Raw genomic sequence first — 18,401 nt, 5'->3', positions numbered from 1 at the left:
TGGCGTAAAGGGCTCTTCATGTTGCCGGGGTTGCGTGAGCCCTTTGTTCCGTATCTTCATGATCGCGTTGAGTGGCGGGGTGTTGACGGACCATGCTGGCGTCCAGCTCCTCCGCGGCGCTTCAGCACCGCCGCGGAGGTGCCTTCCAGACCCTCTTCACGTCAGGGAAGATGCACATGTCCCGCACACAGGTGATGACCGTAGCCGTACTGGCAGCGGTCCTCGCGTGGAGCACGGTCATGACCGTGCTCGGGCAGCTCGCGGCCGTGGCCACGCTGCTGCCCTCGCTCGGACTGCTCGTCCAGCAGATCATGGCCGCCCTCAGCGGCACAGAGCGGCAGCGCACCACAGGGCCGGGGTCCTCGACGGCTGCCGCGGCAGCCGGGCGTGAGGAGCCGTCATGACGTCACCGGAGCCCGAGCAGCCCGACGAAGAGCCGCCGAGTCGGCGTGGCCGTCCGCCGGAGTCGATCGAGGAGGAGGTCGGCGCCACCCACCGCGCGTGGCTGGAGTTCCTCCGCAACCGGCTGTTCACCAGCGGCCTGACCCTCGACGAGCTCGTCAGCAGGTCCGGATACTCCAAGAGCCGCCTCTCGGAACTCCTGCGCGGCAAGGGCTACTACCCGGGCTGGGAGATCACCTACAGCGTGGTCCGTGCCCTGGACCTCCCGGCCTGGCCGCTGCGCCGCCTGTGGACTGCCGCGGCCCGGGAGGCGAACAAGAACCTCACCTGGATCGAGAGCCGCATCCACGACGTCCAGCCATTAGGCCCCGAAGAACGCCCGGTAGCCCACCACGGCTTCACCGAGGCCATGGAGAAGCCCTACACCGCCTACGCGCGCGTGTTCCTCCAGTCCGACCAGCGTGCCCAGTGGGTTGTCGCGGAGACCTTTGACATCCTCTGGCTCACCTGGGAAGAAGCAGTCGCCAGCCCCAACACCCCCCGCCACGCCTGGCTGCTGCTGCGCTCCCGCGTCATGTGCCGCGCCCACCAGCGGCACGACGGGCGCCCCGACCTGCGGACGGCCGCGCTCTCCACCGCCACCCAGGCCCAGATCCCCGACCTCGGAGCCCGCCTGGCCCAGATCGAGAAGCTCGCGCGGTTCTTCGACGCGATCGCCCAGCTGCCCCGAGACCAGCTGGACGTCACCGTACTGCGCTACCTGTGCGGCCTTGATCCCGACGCCATTCCCGGCATCGTCGGGCTCTCCCCGGCCTTCACCCACACCCTGGACCACCACGCCCGAGGAGCCCTGAACGGCATCCACCCCCACACCGACACCCGGGAGTGATCACCTCTCCATGCCCGCCATCGACGAACTGCTCGCCCAGTCCTTGCTCCTGCAGGAGCCACACGTTCCGTCCGACGTCATCCCGTACGAGGACACCGCCTACCCCGCACTCGCACCAGACGGCGCACCCCTGTGGGTCGCCCACGGCCGCGACGTGGCGGACGACGGCGCCGCACGCAGTCTCTACGCCCTGTGTGAGGCGGCCCTCGTCCACTGCACCGCCGACCAGCTCGCCGACTTCATCACCGACCAGCTGCCGCAGCCCCGGGCCGCCTGGATCCTCGGCTGCGTTCTCCAGCTCGCCGAAGCCGAAGCCGGCGCCCGCTTCTGGTGGCAGTACGCCGCCGGGGCCGGTGACGCCGCCGCCTCCTACAGCCTCTACCTCCAGCACCTCGCCCACGGCGACCCCTACGCCGCCAGCTTCTGGCAGGCCCAGGCCTGCTCCGACCTCCGGGAAGGACTCACCCGCACCTACCCGGCCGAGAACGACGATGCCCCCGCCTACACACTGATCACAGCCGACACCAGCATCCCCACCGTCCTGCGTGTTCTCAGCCGCCTCACCCAGGCCGCGCCCCGGGAACACACCGAGACCGCCACGGCGGTGATCGACTTCGTGGCCGCGGCCGTGGCCATCGGCTACGACCGTCACCCCGGCATCGAAATCCCCCTGCCCGGACCGGACTTCGCCGAACACCTGGGAATCATCCTTGCCGCCACCGCGGCCTCCTGGTCGACAGGCGAGGACACACTGTCGGCGGAAAGCCTGCCCAACCGCCCTCCACTGCAGGCCACCGCCGAACCCGGCCCGCCCGAGGAACACTCCCCGGAGCCCGATCGCCTGCTCGTAGAGGTGACTTCCTCAGACGGCGAACCCGTCTCCGCCTTCTTCAAAGCAGCCGTCGCCGTCTGCTGGGAGGCCGCCACCGCCGACCGCGCGGAAAGCAGGGCCGATGAAGCAGGTACCCGCCTGCGCTACTACCTGGACCGGCGGCGGATCACCGATTGCCGCCACAGGGCATTCCGTCCCCGAGCCGCACAGCCGTCCAGGTAGCAGCACCCAGCTCCGCTCCTCGCACCCCGCGCGGTCATCCCGCAGAGCGGTGGTGCCGGCCGCGAGCACAACAACATGGTCCTGATGCTGGCCGGCCGTCGCAACTCCGGGCGTCTGGCGCAGCGTTGGCGACCCGAGGGAAGACGCCCCGTTCCCTGCGGGGAAATGCAACGGCCTGATTGCGGGCGTCGCGGACGGCCTCGCCGAGGACGGGTCCGTCGGTGGCGGCCGCGGGTCGGTGAAGTCGAAGGCAAGGGCGCGCTGGGCCTGGCCGATAGCGCCTTCCCCGGCGACGCCGTGCGACGCGTTGCGGCGGGACCGGTTCAGGGCAGGCGGCCCCACGCCCGGCGTCGCGCTGCGCGGCCGGGGCCGCCGGTCCTCGCCGCCGAATCCGACGTACCTATTGTGCGCCGCCTCTGTATCGGATCAATCGCGAGAATCCAGAGTCCGGAATTCTTTATTCCGGGGTGGCGAAGGGTGGCGCTCTACCCGGCAGGGGGTGGCGAAGGGTGGCGCTCTTTTGAATCAGGTGTCCAGGCCGAGCGGGCCGCCCTTATGAATAGCGAGGGACATGGCCGTCTGCGCGCCCTGCCGTACGCGGGCGTGCGGGACGGCGTATGTGCCGTGGGTCACGGCTTGGCGCGGCCCGACCGCTGTTCTTCGTCGGCACCGTGCCGTATCGGAGGCTTTCTTCCGGAGAGGAGAATCGCGCGTGCGGAACAGCCGCAAGCGCGTTGACCTGCCATGATGCAGAGCGCTTTACACGAGGTCTGGCCCCAGTACCTTGCCGGAGTGCTGGTTCTGGCCACCGGGGCGGCGGCCGCGGCCGCCGCACGTGCCATCCGCCGGCGCCGTTCGGCAGACCACGCCCAGGACGTCGAGGCCAGCCCCGAAGAATCTCACTGACCCTAACCAGACTTCATATTTGGAGACACATATGCCTGCACAAGAAAATGTCGTCCGGCGGACGACAAAAAGCGTCGTCATCAGGACGACACGTAGCGGTCGACCTGAAGAGATAAATCGCGCTGCCGCCTGGCTGCATTTACACACCCAGCCCGAACGCGACCCGGATGAATGGGCCGGCGAACTGGCCCTCGCTGCCAGCCGCGAGTTTGCGATCGAGGACCGTGACCTGACTGGCGTGGCCGCCAAATACGACGAGTTGATCCAGCGCGTCCGCTACCGGGCCCCGGACATCGACGAGACCAGCGTGCTCGCAGCCCTTCTCGTGATCCGCACCCTGCGTGACAAGCTCCTCCTGGACGAGCGGCGCCTGATCGGCGCGGCCCGCGGACTCAACGTCACATGGCGGCGCATCGCCTACGCCCAGGAACTCAAGAGCCGGCAGGCCGCCGAACGCCGCTACCTCCAATTGCGCGACGACCTCCACGGCATCGCCCCCGACGATGGGGAGAGGACTCAGGCCGAACGTGTGGAGGCCGCGCGCGCCCGCCGCGCACGCCGTGCCGAGTCCATCTGGGCCGCCAGCCGCGCGGCCGCGATCATCTCCCTGGCGATGCGCCTGGACGCGGTGGACAGCCTGCAGCAGCGCGCCGACGCCTCCGAAGCCGCCCGCAAGGCCCACCAACTCGCCAACGCAGGTGCGGTCTTCGAGGGTCGGCCCGCTCCGCCACCGGTCCGCATGCCGTGGCCGGACCTCCTGCGTGAAGCAGTGGTCATTTACCGTACCCACCAGAGTGCCTTGGCCGAGTATCGAGTCCGCCCGCAGCCCACGCTCGGTGAGGATGCCCGGCCGCCTCAGGGGCTTCTCCTGCCCGTGATGTACGACCGACTCGTGCACGACCTGTTCGGCCTCATGGGCCACGCCCTGGACATCGACCTGCATGACCACGCCGGCCTCGCCGACGACCTCCGAGCCCTGTACGTGGAGGCTGGAGCCGCCTCGCCACACTTGAAGGAATGACTCCGCTACGACCAGCGCCACGCCTGCCTACAGCACGGCGGCCGCCCCGCTTCGGGGCCGCGGCGTTCGTCCCTGATCCGCTGGGCTACTTGCGGCGCGGTGAACGCGACCAGGTGCCGGGGCGGCGTCCGGACCGAAGGCCTGTTCACACGAGGCCGCAAGCAGAACGCGGCCGGACGCGCGGGCGTAGTGGTCGACGAGCTGGGGGGGGGACGTCGGTCAGACAGTCCGCGCTGCGCGCGGAGATGAGGTCGAGGGCCGCGGCGAGTTCGTCGTCACCCCGGCGTCGACCGGCGCGGGTGCGATGCCGGCCGGTGCCTGTACCTCGTCCGGTCGGCGCAGCAGCTCGACGGTCAGGGCGTCGCCCTGGGGCCGCAGCAGGCCGAGGCGCTCGCGGTCGCCGCGTACGGTGAGTTTGACGGCGACGGCCTGGCGGCGCCTGGCCAGGCCCGCGGCCAGCAGGAGGTAGGGGCGGCCCCTGTGGGGGAGTCCTGGGCGGGGAGGTAGTAGGCGCCGGGCCGCCGGGGGTCGATGCCGTCGGCGGGGACGGTACCGGGCAGCTCGATGGTGTGCGCGGTGGGCAGCGGCAGCCGGTCCAGGTCGTCGTCGGTGACCGGCACGAGGGCGCCGGAGGCCCTCTCATACGCGCGGCCCACGTCCTGCTCGGCGACGCGGGCGCCGTCGAGTTCGCACACCAGGAGATCCCGGCACGGGACCCCGGGCCCCCGAGGGACCGTCGGAGGGCACGGCCGAAGCCCTCGCCGGGGCACCCCGCTCTGCGTGCCTGGCTGGCACGTAGGCTGGCCCCGGACTCGGTGATCACGTGCCTGGGGGCGCTCGTACAGCCCTATGACCGAGAGACCCGATGGGGTCCGGGTTCGCCGATGAGGGCGATCGGCCGGACGACGGAAGAAGGAGGCGGCGTCGGATGGGCGGAGATGTTCTGCGCTGGAGCGGATACCGCAGCATGCCGTGGAAGAACGGCGGCGGTATGACCCGGCAGGTCGCGTCGGGCGCCGTGCAGGCGGCCCTGGCCCCGGTGGAGCCCGAGGACGGCTTCGACTGGCGGGTGAGTGTCGCGGACGTGGACGCGGGAGGCTCCTTCTCTTCCTTTCCCGGGATCGACCGCGTGATCACCCTGGTCGAGGGCGAAGGCATGGTGCTGACCGTGGACGGGACCCCGCATCCGGTCGCACCGTTGAGCCCCTTCGCCTTCTCCGGCGACGCGGCGACGGACTGCCGGCTGGAGGCGGGCGCGGTGCGCGATATGAATGTGATGACCCGCAGGGGCCGGGCGACGGCACAAGTACGGATCGTCAGCGTCGCCGCCGCACAGGGGGCGCAGATGGCGTGCGCCGCGGGCGAGACCCTGCTCGCCGTGGCCGTCACCGAGGGGATCGCCGTCGGCGCACCGAACGGGCGGGAGACGGCGCTCGGCCGTCTTGACTGCGTACCGCACGAAGGCCCGGGGGCGCTGGCTCTACGGGGCGACGGCACGGTGGCCGAGATCAGGATCACCGCGGCGCGCTGATGCCGGGAGCCGGCGCCCGCCCAGTCATCTCCGTGCCCGCGCCCTGGCGCTCTACGGCCGCAACTCTGTCCTCTCCCGCTCGGCGGCCGCTGTCCCCGCCCGGACCTCGCTGTTGTCGCGCATCAGCAACCACGCGGTGTCTTCAGTCAGGTGGTGTCTCTTGTGGGGGCTCCGCGGGCGTCAGAGCAGTGACCAGCGTCCGCTTCGCCATCCGAGATGCCGGATCTCCGCGCGGTGTCTTTTCACCGGGGCGTTCGTCGCCGTTCTGCTTGCATGCGGAGCGGACGAAACCCTTCTTGGCAGCGCTCGTTGTGGTCTCCGAACACCACGGGTACTCAGGTTTGCAGTAGGGATTGCTGCTGCGTGGAGGCGGCGAGGTGTTCTTGTAGTCGGGCATGGCGGAATTCATATGTGGCTCCGGCCTGTCGCAGCACTCCTCGCTCGTGGGCTTCGTCGAGGAAGTCCATCAGGTGCCACGGAAGGCGCCCAGTGGTGCTCAGCCACAGCCGGGTGACGAGGAACCAGCCCCATGCACTGAGGCAGATGGCTAGGGGGCCGACGAACAGCCAGGGGAGGAGGGCGAAGAGGAGGTACCCCGATTCTCTTTCCGAGCCGATGGGAAGGATAACGAGCCCGGTGGTGATCAGGTAGCTCAGCACGGTGAGTGTGACACCTCGGGTGATGGCGGTCGTTCGGTCGGTGCGCAGGCCAGCCTGCGGGCTGACGGCGCGTGCGGTGTCGGCCGGGGAGACCAGCCAGGTGTGGATGGCGGAAGTCAGGCCGCTGACCAGGCCCAATGCCACGCCGACCGTCAGGGCCAAGTCCATCATGATGCCGAAGAGTGCGCTTGGCGGCGCCGTGAGCAGCCAGTCACGTGAGCGCGCGGGCGGCAACCGATCTACAAGGTCGTAGTCGTCGGCGTATGTGCCGTTGGGGAGCCTGATCTCGGGATATTCGTCGGGCTTGCGGACATGGAGCTCGATGGGGCCGTGGAAGGGTGTGCAGCGATCGGCTGAGCAGCGTGTGGCTTCATCGAGGGATGCCGCAGCGCGTGCATATCGGGTGCCGTCCTCGTATTCCTCGACCACTCCGTCGACAGGCCCGGGGGTGCGCAGGTAGCGGTCACCGTCGGAGTGCAGGCCGTGGCGCCATCCGTCCGCGGTGATGACGTAGCGGGTACCGTCCGGCAGGCGGTGCGGTGTGCCATGAGGGAAGTCTGCGTGTCGGGCGCCGCGGATGCTCAGCGTCGTGGCGGCGGCGATACCGAAGGCGGACCCCAGGCACAGGCCGGCCAGCAAACCAGCTGTGAGCCCGCGCAGCAGGGCACGCAGCAAGCGTCGGCGGCGCCTGCGCCCAGCGGCCGGTGGGGAAGCGGCCCCTGCAGCACTGCTCTGCCGGTCGTACAGTCCCGCTGCCACGAGGACTGCCGCGAGCGCCGCTGCCACTGCGCTCCAAGTAAGAGGAAGCGAGAAGATGCTCGTGACGAGGAGGGCCAGCAGCGCGGTCAACAGGACGATCACGACGGCTCTGACGAGGGGGCGCCTGGCGAGCGGTGTGTACAGGGGAAACGGATCGCCGACGATGCCCAGCACGGCCAGGGCGGTGGCCGTGGCCAGACCACAGGCAGCGGCCATGGCAAGCGATCCCATGTCGCCGAATGTGATGGGCAGGGACCACGACCCGGTTGTGAGGTCGGTATGGGTGGTGAAGCCCACCGCCATGCCCGCCAGAGCCGCTGTGGCCGCGAGGAACAGCACGTCACGCGCCACCTGCCGACCCTCCCAAGCGCCCGCTCGCACCGCTGCGGGCCGGCCGCTCAGTGCCAGGTAGCCCAGGCACACCCCGCCGATGAAGACGCTCATCACCAACGGCAAGTCGCTTGCCGGCGTCCACAACCCTTCCGTGAACACGCCGCGTGCCAGGGCCATCACCGTGCTGAGGACTACGGCCGCGCAGCCCAGCAGCAGGATCGGTCCCAATCTGCGCAGGGGCCAGGGCAGCTCCAGGCGTAGCTGCCACCAGGCAAGCCGCCGGGTGCTGCGCCGCTGCATGGAAGCAGCCAAGTAGCCGAGCCAGTCGCGGGCCCGCTCGGCGTATGGGCTGTCGGTGAAGGCGGCCGGCACGAACGCCTCCAGCAGGTGCTGCTCCAGTACGGCCGGATCAGCGAACCGCTCCTCAAGAAGGTCGGCTGGGTCCTTGCCCGTGTCGCCGTAGACCGCCCGGGCCATGGCCACCATCAAGGGTGTGCTCAGGACCAGGCGCAGGGCCCGACCGAGGGGAGTGTCCGCGTGCGCTCGCAGATGCGCCAGGACGGGGTCCCAGAGCGTGGTCCGTTGCCCGTCGGCCCCCCGCACCGGCCGGGCGGTGCGCACCAAGTACCCGCTGGCGGAGGCGAAGGCCAGCGGCTGTAGTTCGATGACTGCGGCTTGCGTGAACACGTCCCCCGTCTCCACGGCTTTCGCATACGTCTGTGTGCGGCAGGTAAGCAACACTCCTTGCCCCGGATCGAGTTCGGCGTTGAGCCGATGCAGAGCCGCGCCCCAGGACGACTCCGGCATCTCGTCCAGTCCGTCCAGGACCGGCAGTACAAGGCTGGCGTGCAGTAGTTCCCGACTCCAGTGGGCACCTGGGTAGGTGGTGCGCAGATAGGTGGCCATCCAGTCCCGCAGTCGCTCCCGCTCGGGCTGCCAGCCGGACAGTGGGAAGACCACTGGGACGGGATCGCCGGAGGCGCGGTGTGCCAGCCGGTCCAGGGTGAAGCGGACCGCCAGAACCGTCTTGCCGCTGCCCGGACTGCCCAAGACCACTATCCGCCGTGAGGGCACAGCATCGAAAGCGGCCGAGACACCCTCGAGCTGGTCCTCCGACTCTGCGGCCTGGCCTGTGCCGTCCGACTCGTCGACAAGCCACGCCTCGGCAGGCGACCACTGCACCTGAAGCGGAGACGGGTCCTGGAGCCGACGCAGCCGCCACTCCGCCTGCCACTGCTCCTGTACCGCTGAGGCTAACCGGTCAGCCAGTTGCTGCAGCCGCTCCAGTGACGAGGTCTCGTCGGCACGCTCGCTGGCAGCGCTTTCCCGCCAGAGGTTGACGGCCAGGCCGATGGCAGACAGCCCGAAGCCGAGTACGGCTGTCAGCGAGGCGGTCTCGTCGAGTTCTCCGCCGCGCTGCGCCACAAACAGTACGGTCCCCGTGACCGCCACTGCCCCCAGCCAGATGCCATGGCGCCGCCATCGCTTCAGCGAACCACCGACCCGCCCATTCCTATACACGGAGCGTACGATATAGGTGACGTTAGGTGTTCATCCCTGGTGGGCCACCCGCGCGCGTGTCCACATCACGGGGCGCCTATAGGCGCTGCTGCTGCGGCGATGTTCGCGAGTTCCGCAATGCTGGTGAGCGAGTCCTCGCCCACCTTGATCGGGCGCACCCACACCAGGCCGACCAGCACTCCGCCTACCAGGTGACCGGGCGGGGCACGGTGCCCGCTCCGAGGCTGGCGGTGTACGCGTCCGGCCAAGAGCAGGAACAGGCTCTGGTCCGTGCATGGTCGGAGAACCAGCCCATGCCGTGGCCCAAGGCGTCGGCTCTGGTGCAGCAGGATGAGGCGCAAGGGGAGCGGGCCCGACGCAAGCTGATCCGGCTCGGCAACGAGTGGCGCAGGCGTGAGAACAACCGCCGGGAGCTGCAGTGAGAACGTCGTCCGACCGGTCGCAGAAACCGCTGATGACCGTACAGCCCGCGGTCATCTTGACGCTGGGCACGCAGATCGCCGTGCTGACCGTGCTGGCAGGAAACGCGTGGGCTGTCGCGGGACTGGCTGCCGGGGGCGCCCTCGCCGGCACCGTCGCCTTCGCCCGGTCCATGATCAGCTGAACCGGCCCGGGCGAACAGTGCGCCCGGGCCGACGCTGTGACGTGCAATGCAGGCTGGAAGGCCCCCTCCCTGCCATCGAGTGAGGCTTCTCCACGGAGGTTTGGCGGAAGATGGCACCAGGAATCGCTATGGCGTCGGCGGACGGTCCGGGTCGAAGCCCTTGATCAGCCGTGATGTCTCTGCCGACGCCACCTTCGCGACCTCGGGCCCAACCTTCGGGAGAGTAGCTGTGGTCGATCTCGGCTTTGTGGGCCACAGCCGGCCCGCCAACGACTACCGATTCTTGAGCGTCACCGACGGCGACACCCCCAACATCGCCATGGCGATCCGCATGGTGTCCATCGACACTCCGGAGAGCCACTACGGCGGTGCTCCACTCACCGCCCAGGCCACTCTGGAGCGCGCCAAGGCAAGGCTGCTGGACGGCACCTACGACGCACTGCCGCATGAACTGCGCGACTATCTCGTCTCCCGGATCACCCCCGACGCGGCGCAGCGCCATCAGGACGCGGGCAAGGCAGCGGCCGAGGCCCACACGGCGATGGTGGCCACCCGCCTGGCCCGCCCCGACGGCTCTCAGCGCAAGATGGCCGTGATCGCCACGGGCGAACTCGTCGAGGGCAACGGACGCCTGCTGGCCTACACCGCGCCCTGGTTCACCGGCAGCGCCTCTGATCCGCTGCCGCCACGCGACGACCCCCGGCGGCGCACGTTCAACCTGGACATGGTGGCGCTCGGCTGGGCAGCCACCTTCGTCATCTACCCCTCCATCCCGCCCACCAAGGACTTGAACCTGTTGCTGGACGAGGCCGACGCGGCCTGGACACAGCAACTCGGCGCCTGGGCGCAGTTCGGGCAGAACCTGCTGCTGGGATACGAGTACCGGGCCTGCATGAAGCTCGGCGCCAGGGAGCTGACCAATCCGGCCGAGGCGATCGCCCAGGCCTATCAGCGGGTGTGCGTGGACCTGTGGACGCTGACGGAGGTTGGCCTGTACGGCTACCACCAGGTGCCGCCCCAGCAGCGGCTGTGGATCTGGGCAACCGACCTGGAGCAGGCACGGAAAGACCTACCGATCAGTGCCTGAACCCAGCGGCTACAAGCCGGTGACTGCGCCACCCCGTCCCATTGAGCCGCACCTGCCGCGCCAACGCCGCCCGGACCATGCGCGGGTATGGCCCGGTGGAGTGAGCCTGGCCCGTCGCCTTCCCCCATGGCGACGCCCGATTGACTGAAATCGGCAGCCAATGTGTGGCATCTGCTCACCTATCCCCGAAACAGAGCAAATCGCTATGCAATCTTTGCGTCTCCTGTGCTTGTATGTCGTCAACGCGCGGCGGGGGCACGTGAGTTGACCAAGGTGTGCCCCTGTCGCATGCGACAACACCGGGGGTACAACTTGAAACTGATCAACCTGTTCGCCACGGGGGCTGCGGGACTCGGGCTGCTGGTGACGGCGGCCGCCCCGTCAGCGATGGCCAGCCAGCCGGGCGACAGCCGGCTGCGCGTCACCGTCACCTCACCCACCACCGGCTCACCCACCGCCCAGGCACGCGCGGCCGCCAGTCCGGCCGCCGCCGCGACCTGCACGATCAACCGCATCACGATCAACCGCTTCAGCGAGTGCGAGTGGGTCACCGTCCACGTCGACGTCATCCAGATCGTCAACGGACGCCCGGTCATCAAGGGCACCGCGGACTTCAACGTCAAGCACCAGATGACCCTGAAGACCAACTCCGCCAACTGGAGCGAGAAGTTCACCATCTCCAAGGCGCGGACCACCGGGCAGGGCAAGGGCGTCCACGTCAACGCCGCCGCCAAGTCCGGCGGCGGCACCAAGGCGACCGTGTCCTTCCCGCAGGGCCACACCCTCGACAGCGCGGCCGGCGGCTCGGTCGGCTACAAGACCACCATCGCCCCGAAGAAGATCCTCGCCAAGGCGAAGACCACCTACACGTACACCTTCACCAAGGCCGGCTACAGCCCCGGCAAGGTCTCCTACGCCTCGGCCGTCTACCGCTGCGACAACTACTACGGCTCCACCCGCACCAACCGCTCGGGCTGCGCCATCCCCGAGGTTCCCACCGGGGTGAGCATGGTCGGCCTGGCCCGCATCGACGAGGGCATCCGCAACCTGCGCGCCCGCGGCGGCCACTACGGCGACCCCAACGGCGGCAAGCCCCTGCACTGGATGATCAACAAGACCAAGGAGACCCAGCACCGGACCGCGGTGTGCCCGCGCACCGCACCCGCAGACATGCAGGCCGCCGGCCGGACCTCGTGCGACGAGTACCCCTTCGCCTCCACCTACGAGGGCGGCACCACGCTCGCCGCCGGCCAGCGGGAGATCACCTGGGTCAAGGTCCAGGAGAACAAGTCCCAGGGCGGACGCATCACCGCCTGGCGCGGCCAGATGCACGTCATGGACCACGACCCCTTCTACGTGATCGCCTGACCGCCGATACACTCCCGCAAGCCAGGGTGCCCCGTTCCCGCGTCACACGGGAACGGGGCACCGGCCGTGTCCAAGGAGGCAGTTCATGCTGGTGCGCGCGTCCTCGTTCACCGTCGACCTCGGCGAGAACGGCTACCTCATCGGCTTCACCGACGACTACGACTACCCCGCCGAAATGCCCTTCGGATGGCGCTGCGGCCCGGCCAGCGAGGCGAACGCCGTGGTCCTGACCACCACCGACACCGGCCCCCTCCAGCTGACCGTCCAGATCCACGACGCCGAGCCGCCCCCCGAGACGAGCGGCGGCTGGGAGAGCGCGGAGGAGCTGAGCCTGCACGCCGACCTGCCCGCGGTCTGCGTGGCGACCCTGGACCAGGGCGACATCCCCGACGCCTGGCCCCCAGACGAGGAACCCCTCGGCATCCAGCCCTCCCCGGAGAGCGGAGACTGGGTGCGCATGCGCCTGTACTGCCACGCCGACGACCCCACCCCCGGCATCGGCGACCACGGCGAACGCCACCTCGTCCAGTTCTGGCCCGCCCCCCAGACGCCCCCAGTGCACCCCGACATCACCGAGGAACACCGCCAGGCGCGCGCCGAGTACGCCGCGGACCGAGCCCTGACCGTGGACGACTACACCGTCACGTACACCCAGTACGACGCGTAAGGCCCCCAGCCTTCCGGTCGCACGGACCGCCGCCGGTGAGCCGGCGCGTGAAGCCCGCCCCGGCGGTCACCGGTTCCTCCGCCCGGCGCGCGGGAGACCACGCGGCCAGCGCCGGTACGAAGCGGCCCAGGTGCGAGCCGGCACGGAGCATGTACCCTCCGGTGATCGTGAAACAGCGACAACAAATTGTCGCAACCTGCTGCGTCCGGGGCATCGGTGAAGCCCCCTGAGCCGGCGTCCGACGGCTACCGCCAGGCGCTCGCTTGTGCACGCCCGGTCACAGAATCAGTGTCACCGGTGACATTCCGCCGGCCCTGGAAAACGACTGCATCGATGCCGAGCGGGACACCGTTCGCGCCGACGCCCGCCGGGAGTGGATCACTGCCCACGAGAGATGGGCTGTGTGCCGGCCTGAACTGCCCACCGCCTCGCAGCACGTCTACGTCCAGGCCCCCGGCGGCCTGGGCACCCTGTAGCCCTTCGACCCCGCTGGCCGAGCTGACCGCAGCAGGACTGCCTGCACGCCGGGCCACTCCTGGCCGGCCGCGCCATATGTCGTAACTTCCGCGTGTGACACAACGTTTGGTCCCTTTCGGCTGTCCAACACACGACGGCGAGGAAACGGGCCCCGCCGTACCCCTACCGCTTCGTTTCCGGCTATGAAGCGATCCAGGAGCGCGACGTGTCGAGTAAGCGCCTCACCTCCGCAAGCAGGACAAGAAGCCTACGTCTGTCCGCAGCGGCCACCGCGGCCGTGTTACTGCCGCTCGGTGCCACGATCACCGCGACGGCCGCCACCGCTGCCCCAGCCCCTGCGGCCCATGACGACTTCAACCACGACGGCTACCCCGACCTGGTGGTCTCCGCCCCGGGCGGCACGGTCAGCGCCCAGAAGGGCGCTGGGTATGTCGCTGTGCTGTACGGCTCCGCCAGCGGCATCTCCACCTCCCGGCGGGCGACTTTCAGTCTGAGCACCCCCGGTGTACCGGGAGTTGCCCAGGCCGGCGACGGCTTCGGCCGGACCACCGCCTCCGGTGACCTGGACGGCGACGGCTACGCCGACCTCGTCGTCGGCGCTCCCGGCAAGGACATCGGCACCGCGGCCGACGCGGGTGCCGCAGTCGTTCTGTGGGGCTCTGCGACCGGGCTGCGCTCCGACGGCGCCCTCTGGCTGAGGGACAGCAGCCCTGTGCCGGGCGACCGCTTCGGGACGGGCCTGGCGACCGGCCGGTTCAGGGGAACCGGCACCGGCACCGAGCTGGGCGTCCTGCACAAGAAGGACCTGCGTACCTACAGCTTCGACGCCACCGGCAGGGACCGGCACGCATCCGCAGCCGCTCCTGTGCCCTGGCACTGGGACCAGGACTTCACCCCCGCCGGCCTCACCTCGAGCGACTACAACAAGGACGGCGCCGACGACCTCGTCCTCCTCGGCACCTTCACCGAATACGAGGGCTACTACCCCGCGGAAACCCACGGCTCGGCCAGTTACCTTCCCGGAGGTCCCCAGGGGCTGAGCTATGGCCACTATGTGCCCGGTGGCCCGACCGGCGCCTCCGGCGACATCAACAAGGACGGCTACGCCGACCTCGTCATGGGCTCCCCCGCCGACCGCGACGACCTCAGCGGGGCCCTGCTCGACGGCGGAAGCATCGATGTCGTCCTCGGCGGACCCGACGGCCCCGGCGCCCCAGGATCCGCCTCCCACCGGCGCTGGACACAGGACTCCCCCGGGGTCCCGGGCACCGATTTCGTCGGTGACCGCTTCGGCGGTGCCGTCAGCGTCGGTGACGTCAACGGCGACGGCTACGCCGACGCCGCCATCGGCGCCCCGGGCAACAACGTCCGCACGAACGACGCGGGCACCGTATGGATCATGCGCGGTTCTGCCACCGGACTCACCAGCAACGGCAGCAAGACCATCAGCCAGGACCTGTCGTCCGTCCCCGGCACCGCCGAAAAGGCCGACCGGTTCGGCGGTGCCGTCCGGCTCATCGACACCAACACAAACGGCAAGGCCGAACTGATCGCCTCCGCCCCCGGCGAGGACTCCTACGACGGCGCCGACTGGATCTTCACCGGCACCAGCAACGGCCTCACCACCACCGGCTCATGGTCCTTCAACGGCGCCAGAATCCGCGCACCCTACGTCGACGCCCTCTTCGGGGCGACCCTCGCCCCCTAGCACTCCGGCTGCCTGGTTCTACACCACGTGAAGCCCAAGCCCCAGGGCCGCACGCCGCCGGGCCACGCCTCCTGGGAGGCCGGCCTCAACACCTTCACCAAGGACGACGAGGACTGGGCCTCAATTCCGATCATCGCTGTTCATCCATCACCTCGCGCGTGTCTGACATCGTGGACCAGACGTTAGGAGCTGCCTGCGAGCACGTGTTACCGAACACGGGAAGATCGCCTGCGGCGCAGTTGTCCGACATAGGCACCCTGCAGAGCCCGTGGTCTGAGGGCGCTCGGGGCGCCGCGGAGGGGTCACCGGCCTTCGGCACGACTGCGCGGATGGATCCCACCAGCCAATTCCTTCCCGGCGGGGACCGGGCCCAGCTGCCGTGGACGGCATGGCCCGCGAAATCCGCATCATGATCGATGACTAGACCTACGAAGAGTTGCAGCGTCTCGCCGCCGACGACCACGAGAACCCAGATCAGTACGCGAGCCGACGGCTGCCCGCTGACCTCGCGCGCCCGGTTCCTCGAGGGAGCGAAGACGTTCATCGAGGAGCACGTGCATGCCTTCGCTGACCGCTTCGGGACCAGCGCCCGCAGCCACGCCGCCTGATGGCGCCCGTTCTGTTCATCGATGAGCGCTGGCTGCTCGATATCGCACAGAACCTTCTGCCCGACGATCACTATGTCACCGACTACGGCGCGCTGGCCGCCGCCGTCGCCCGTCACCGGCACGAAGTCATGGGGACCCTGGTCCACCCGGCCGTACACCACCGGGCAGCCGCGCTCCTGCACGCCCTCGCCCGGATCCCTGCCCTCGAGCACTCGAACGAGCTGTTCGCCGCACAGGTCGCCTACGCCTATCTCCACGCCAGCGGCGTTCAGATCAAGGTCGGCAGTCAGGAGGCGATCACGTTGGTCGCGGACGTCATCGAGGGACGTCTCGACGTCCGCCAGGGTGCCGAGGCACTGAGGAACTGGGGCTGAACAGCCGGCACGCCTCGCAAGAGAGGCCCTGCAACATCACGCAGGGCCCGACACCGTGCCAGGCAACCGGCGCACGACTCGAGCGCGCCGAGCAGGCCCGCCTCCCTCCTGGGCACCACACCCACTCAGGAGGCCGAAGCCAAGGCCCGCGGCCTACTGGAGCGCGGCAGGATCCGGCGGCCGCGTAGTGGCGCCGATCGCTGTCGTCCTGGACCACACGACCGCCACCGCCCTCCATGATCCCAAAGACCCACGACACCAAGCGGCCCGGCCTGCTCGCCTACATCGACGGCCTGCGGTTCATACAAATCGAGCCCTTTGACACCGCGGCCGCACTGACCGCTACCGGACTGCTGCACGCCGGGCACTCCTGGCCGGCCGTCCACGCCATCCACGCCGCCCGCCCGTCCGCAGCCTTCCCCGCGGGCCGCTTCCTGCTCACCCTCACACCCGAACTGTACGAGATCACGGGTGTCCAGGCTGTCCATCCCGGCCAGTCGCCCCTCGTATCGGGACACGCCGGGTGCGGCCGGCACAAAAGGCAGCTGTCAACTGCGGGCAGTGCCACTATGGGTTGTCGTAGCGGTCGTGAAGGATCTTGACGGTGTCGGTCCACGCGCTGTCGGCCTGCTGGGGCAGGTGGTGGCCGGCATGGTTGGCCAGCTGCCGGTAGATCGGGTGCATGGTTCCCGCCTCGGTGGTGATCAGGGCGGTGAGCAGGGCAGGGCGCTGGGGTTTGGCACTGCGAGGGCGAGCGGTGGGCGTGACCCGCCGAAGCACCTGTACCTGATCAGACTCCGGCAGTTCCCCCAGGTCCTTGACCTGGGCACACAGATCGGCGAAGGCCACAGTCTTCCCCAGCCGGGCTGCGTGCTCCAGGACGTCCCGGACCGCGTCGGCCAGGCCAGCCGCGTCGAAGCGCGCGGAGCGGGGAGCCACAGGAGGAATGCGCGACGGCCGGGGACGTACCGGCGGCTGGGGGGCACGCGGCGCGGGTGCGGACTGCGCCGGAGCTGTCTGCCATGCCTGGACCTGGGCGCGCTGGGCGTCGGTGAGCCAGGCGGAAGCCTGTTCCGCGGCCAGGGCGAGCTGGCGGCGCTGGGGAGGTGTGATGATCGGAAACCCGAGTCGTTTCCCCTCCGCCAGGTTGCCCAGTAGTCGCTGGACCCTCTGCAGGGCCTTGCGCTCCTGAAAGGTCGGCTCGCGTGGTGTGGGCAGGCCGACGGCCCGTTCCAGCCTGAGCAGCGCGTCTGTCGCTGCCCTGATCAGGCCGTTCTCTTCGGCGGTTGCCCCGCCGCGGGTCACCTCTTCCGCCCGGTTCAGCCAACGGCGGATCTCCGTACGGCTGCGCCCGTCACTCACCGCCTGCTTCAGGGCCGCCATGACGTCCGCCCGGTCCGGCGAGGGGAAGTCGTGCATCTCGCCGCTGGTCGCCCGTACGGTCGGCCGGGGCTGCTGCGGCGCGGCCTTGGGTACCTGCACGCCGATGGGCCGCCGCGTGGTCCGCAGCCGGCGGACTTCTTCGACCGCCGGGGTGGTCAGCCCCGCGTCGGTGAACTCCACCTCGTGCAGGTCGAACCACTCGGTGGTGCCGCCATGGCGTTCGGTTCCGACCTGGATCCGGCGGCGGGTCCCGTCCGGGATGAGCTGGATGCGGTTGACGTATCCCTGCCGCAGCAGCACGTCCGGGTCGGATGCCATCTCGGGCCCGAGGACCAGCTGGGCGGAGTCCTCTCCCGCAGGTGCGGGTGAGCCGGCGGACTCGGAGAGCATGACCCGCAGGCCGGTGCGCCCAGCGGGGGTGAAGAACACTTCCCGGCCGATCGAACCGTCGGCTTCGCGCGGGATGGTGGCCGTAGCGGTGACATCCTGGTCCGTCATCCAGGCCAGCAGCCCCTGTTTGATGTACAGGTGGTCCGCGCTGGAGACCCCGGCCGCCTTCCGGGCACAGGTGGAGGTGTGCTCGGGATCCGGCCCGTGAGCGAAGTGGCAGGCGCGATCGGTGTACAGCTTGGTGAAGAGCTGGTGCCCGCACCCGCCCAGCCAAACGCCGCACCAGTAGGTCTGGCCGGCGTGGTGGGCCCGGAAGTCGTCGAGTTCTATCGCTTCCATCGGAAGGACCACAGGGAGCTCGGAATCGGCGTCGCCGATCACTGCGGTCTGCACTCGGCGTCTGTCCAGGGCCATGCAACCTCCAGCCGTACTGGAGACGAGATCCGCCTCCGGTCGGCGCCCCGCCACACTGCCGGGCGCCCAACTGACTGACGGTACCTCCCGCCACTGACAACGCCGGAGGTACTGAGGCGCCCGCGCCGCAGCCGGGCCCCGGTCGTCAGCCGGGGCCCGGCCGTCTTGATGCGCACTACGCCCTCTTTGCCGCCAGGCCGCTCAAGCGGCTCTGACCCGACTCCTTGCTTCACCCGACAGGCACCT

The 18,401-nt window shown here is 69.6% G+C and carries 15 protein-coding genes; 12 read left to right on the top strand and 3 right to left on the bottom strand.

Annotation, left to right across the window (positions count from 1 at the left end; all coding sequences use genetic code 11):
- The first annotated feature begins 176 nt into the window (after positions 1–176).
- The 4 genes from ACFPIH_RS42855 to ACFPIH_RS42840 all read left to right on the top strand — a co-directional run bounded on the left by ACFPIH_RS42855 (position 177) and on the right by ACFPIH_RS42840 (position 4,272).
- Positions 177–404 carry a hypothetical protein gene (locus tag ACFPIH_RS42855; RefSeq protein WP_381183717.1) on the top strand — a complete coding sequence of 76 codons (228 nt, stop codon included), beginning with the start codon at positions 177–179 and terminating at the stop codon, positions 402–404.
- Positions 401–1,291 (top strand): XRE family transcriptional regulator, encoded by an 891-nt coding sequence (locus tag ACFPIH_RS42850; RefSeq protein WP_381183719.1) that lies wholly within the window; start codon positions 401–403, stop codon positions 1,289–1,291. The genes ACFPIH_RS42855 and ACFPIH_RS42850 overlap by 4 nt, the downstream gene beginning before the upstream one ends.
- Before the next feature lie 10 nt (positions 1,292–1,301).
- A complete protein-coding gene (locus tag ACFPIH_RS42845) occupies positions 1,302–2,345 on the top strand; it encodes a DUF6207 family protein (protein WP_381183722.1) in 1,044 nt (347 codons plus the stop codon).
- A 937-nt stretch (positions 2,346–3,282) separates the two neighbouring features.
- Positions 3,283–4,272 (top strand): hypothetical protein, encoded by a 990-nt coding sequence (locus tag ACFPIH_RS42840; protein ID WP_381183725.1) that lies wholly within the window; start codon positions 3,283–3,285, stop codon positions 4,270–4,272.
- A 353-nt stretch (positions 4,273–4,625) separates the two neighbouring features.
- On the opposite strand, the gene ACFPIH_RS42835 is transcribed toward ACFPIH_RS42840, so the two are convergent.
- A complete protein-coding gene (locus ACFPIH_RS42835; RefSeq protein WP_381183727.1) occupies positions 4,626–4,967 on the bottom strand; it encodes a Ku family protein in 342 nt (113 codons plus the stop codon).
- A 233-nt stretch (positions 4,968–5,200) separates the two neighbouring features.
- Between ACFPIH_RS42835 and ACFPIH_RS42830 the strand changes: the two genes are divergently transcribed.
- Positions 5,201–5,803 (top strand): HutD/Ves family protein, encoded by a 603-nt coding sequence (locus ACFPIH_RS42830; RefSeq protein ID WP_381183730.1) that lies wholly within the window; start codon positions 5,201–5,203, stop codon positions 5,801–5,803.
- A 335-nt stretch (positions 5,804–6,138) separates the two neighbouring features.
- Here the strand turns inward: ACFPIH_RS42830 and ACFPIH_RS42825 are convergent, their stop codons facing one another.
- Positions 6,139–9,075, bottom strand: a complete 2,937-nt coding sequence (locus tag ACFPIH_RS42825) for an NACHT domain-containing protein (RefSeq protein WP_381183733.1) — start codon at positions 9,073–9,075, stop codon at positions 6,139–6,141.
- Positions 9,076–9,131: 56 nt separating this feature from the next.
- Between ACFPIH_RS42825 and ACFPIH_RS42820 the strand changes: the two genes are divergently transcribed.
- The 7 genes from ACFPIH_RS42820 (at position 9,132) to ACFPIH_RS42790 (ending at position 15,968) form a co-directional block, all read left to right on the top strand.
- Positions 9,132–9,497 (top strand): hypothetical protein, encoded by a 366-nt coding sequence (locus tag ACFPIH_RS42820; protein WP_381183736.1) that lies wholly within the window; start codon positions 9,132–9,134, stop codon positions 9,495–9,497.
- 32 nt (positions 9,498–9,529) lie between these two features.
- Positions 9,530–9,679 (top strand): hypothetical protein, encoded by a 150-nt coding sequence (locus tag ACFPIH_RS42815; protein WP_381183739.1) that lies wholly within the window; start codon positions 9,530–9,532, stop codon positions 9,677–9,679.
- A gap of 283 nt (positions 9,680–9,962) precedes the next feature.
- Positions 9,963–10,766, top strand: a complete 804-nt coding sequence (locus ACFPIH_RS42810; RefSeq protein WP_381183742.1) for a hypothetical protein — start codon at positions 9,963–9,965, stop codon at positions 10,764–10,766.
- A 288-nt stretch (positions 10,767–11,054) separates the two neighbouring features.
- Positions 11,055–12,134, top strand: coding sequence for a NucA/NucB deoxyribonuclease domain-containing protein (locus tag ACFPIH_RS42805; RefSeq protein WP_381183745.1), 1,080 nt, complete (start codon positions 11,055–11,057; stop codon positions 12,132–12,134).
- A gap of 85 nt (positions 12,135–12,219) precedes the next feature.
- Complete coding sequence (locus ACFPIH_RS42800; RefSeq protein ID WP_381183748.1) at positions 12,220–12,801, top strand: hypothetical protein; 582 nt, start codon at positions 12,220–12,222, stop codon at positions 12,799–12,801.
- Positions 12,802–13,483: 682 nt separating this feature from the next.
- Entirely contained in the window at positions 13,484–14,986 is a 1,503-nt protein-coding gene (locus ACFPIH_RS42795; RefSeq protein ID WP_381183751.1) for an FG-GAP and VCBS repeat-containing protein, read from the top strand.
- Between the two features lie 607 nt (positions 14,987–15,593).
- Entirely contained in the window at positions 15,594–15,968 is a 375-nt protein-coding gene (locus ACFPIH_RS42790) for a fic family toxin-antitoxin system, toxin component (protein WP_381183754.1), read from the top strand.
- Between the two features lie 567 nt (positions 15,969–16,535).
- On the opposite strand, the gene ACFPIH_RS42785 is transcribed toward ACFPIH_RS42790, so the two are convergent.
- Positions 16,536–18,080 (bottom strand): hypothetical protein, encoded by a 1,545-nt coding sequence (locus tag ACFPIH_RS42785; RefSeq protein WP_381183756.1) that lies wholly within the window; start codon positions 18,078–18,080, stop codon positions 16,536–16,538.
- Positions 18,081–18,401 lie beyond the last annotated feature (321 nt).

It is taken from the genome of Streptomyces vulcanius (assembly GCF_042653945.1).
Classification (GTDB): domain Bacteria; phylum Actinomycetota; class Actinomycetes; order Streptomycetales; family Streptomycetaceae; genus Streptomyces; species Streptomyces mangrovi.
Note: the sequence above shows the minus strand (reverse complement) of the source record. Positions and strands in the feature narration are given on the sequence as shown.

What these genes read in the sequence shown, in the direction of transcription:
- ACFPIH_RS42840 (WP_381183725.1), top strand. Translation starts at nt 3,283, where the DNA reads ATGCCTGCACAAGAAAATGTCGTCCGGCGGACGACAAAAAGCGTCGTC.
- ACFPIH_RS42790 (WP_381183754.1), top strand. Translation starts at nt 15,594, where the DNA reads ATGGCGCCCGTTCTGTTCATCGATGAGCGCTGGCTGCTCGATATCGCA.
- ACFPIH_RS42830 (WP_381183730.1), top strand. Translation starts at nt 5,201, where the DNA reads ATGGGCGGAGATGTTCTGCGCTGGAGCGGATACCGCAGCATGCCGTGG.
- ACFPIH_RS42815 (WP_381183739.1), top strand. Translation starts at nt 9,530, where the DNA reads ATGACCGTACAGCCCGCGGTCATCTTGACGCTGGGCACGCAGATCGCC.
- ACFPIH_RS42785 (WP_381183756.1), bottom strand. Translation starts at nt 18,080, where the DNA reads ATGGAAGCGATAGAACTCGACGACTTCCGGGCCCACCACGCCGGCCAG.
- ACFPIH_RS42805 (WP_381183745.1), top strand. Translation starts at nt 11,055, where the DNA reads ATGCGACAACACCGGGGGTACAACTTGAAACTGATCAACCTGTTCGCC.
- ACFPIH_RS42800 (WP_381183748.1), top strand. Translation starts at nt 12,220, where the DNA reads ATGCTGGTGCGCGCGTCCTCGTTCACCGTCGACCTCGGCGAGAACGGC.
- ACFPIH_RS42845 (WP_381183722.1), top strand. Translation starts at nt 1,302, where the DNA reads ATGCCCGCCATCGACGAACTGCTCGCCCAGTCCTTGCTCCTGCAGGAG.
- ACFPIH_RS42850 (WP_381183719.1), top strand. Translation starts at nt 401, where the DNA reads ATGACGTCACCGGAGCCCGAGCAGCCCGACGAAGAGCCGCCGAGTCGG.
- ACFPIH_RS42855 (WP_381183717.1), top strand. Translation starts at nt 177, where the DNA reads ATGTCCCGCACACAGGTGATGACCGTAGCCGTACTGGCAGCGGTCCTC.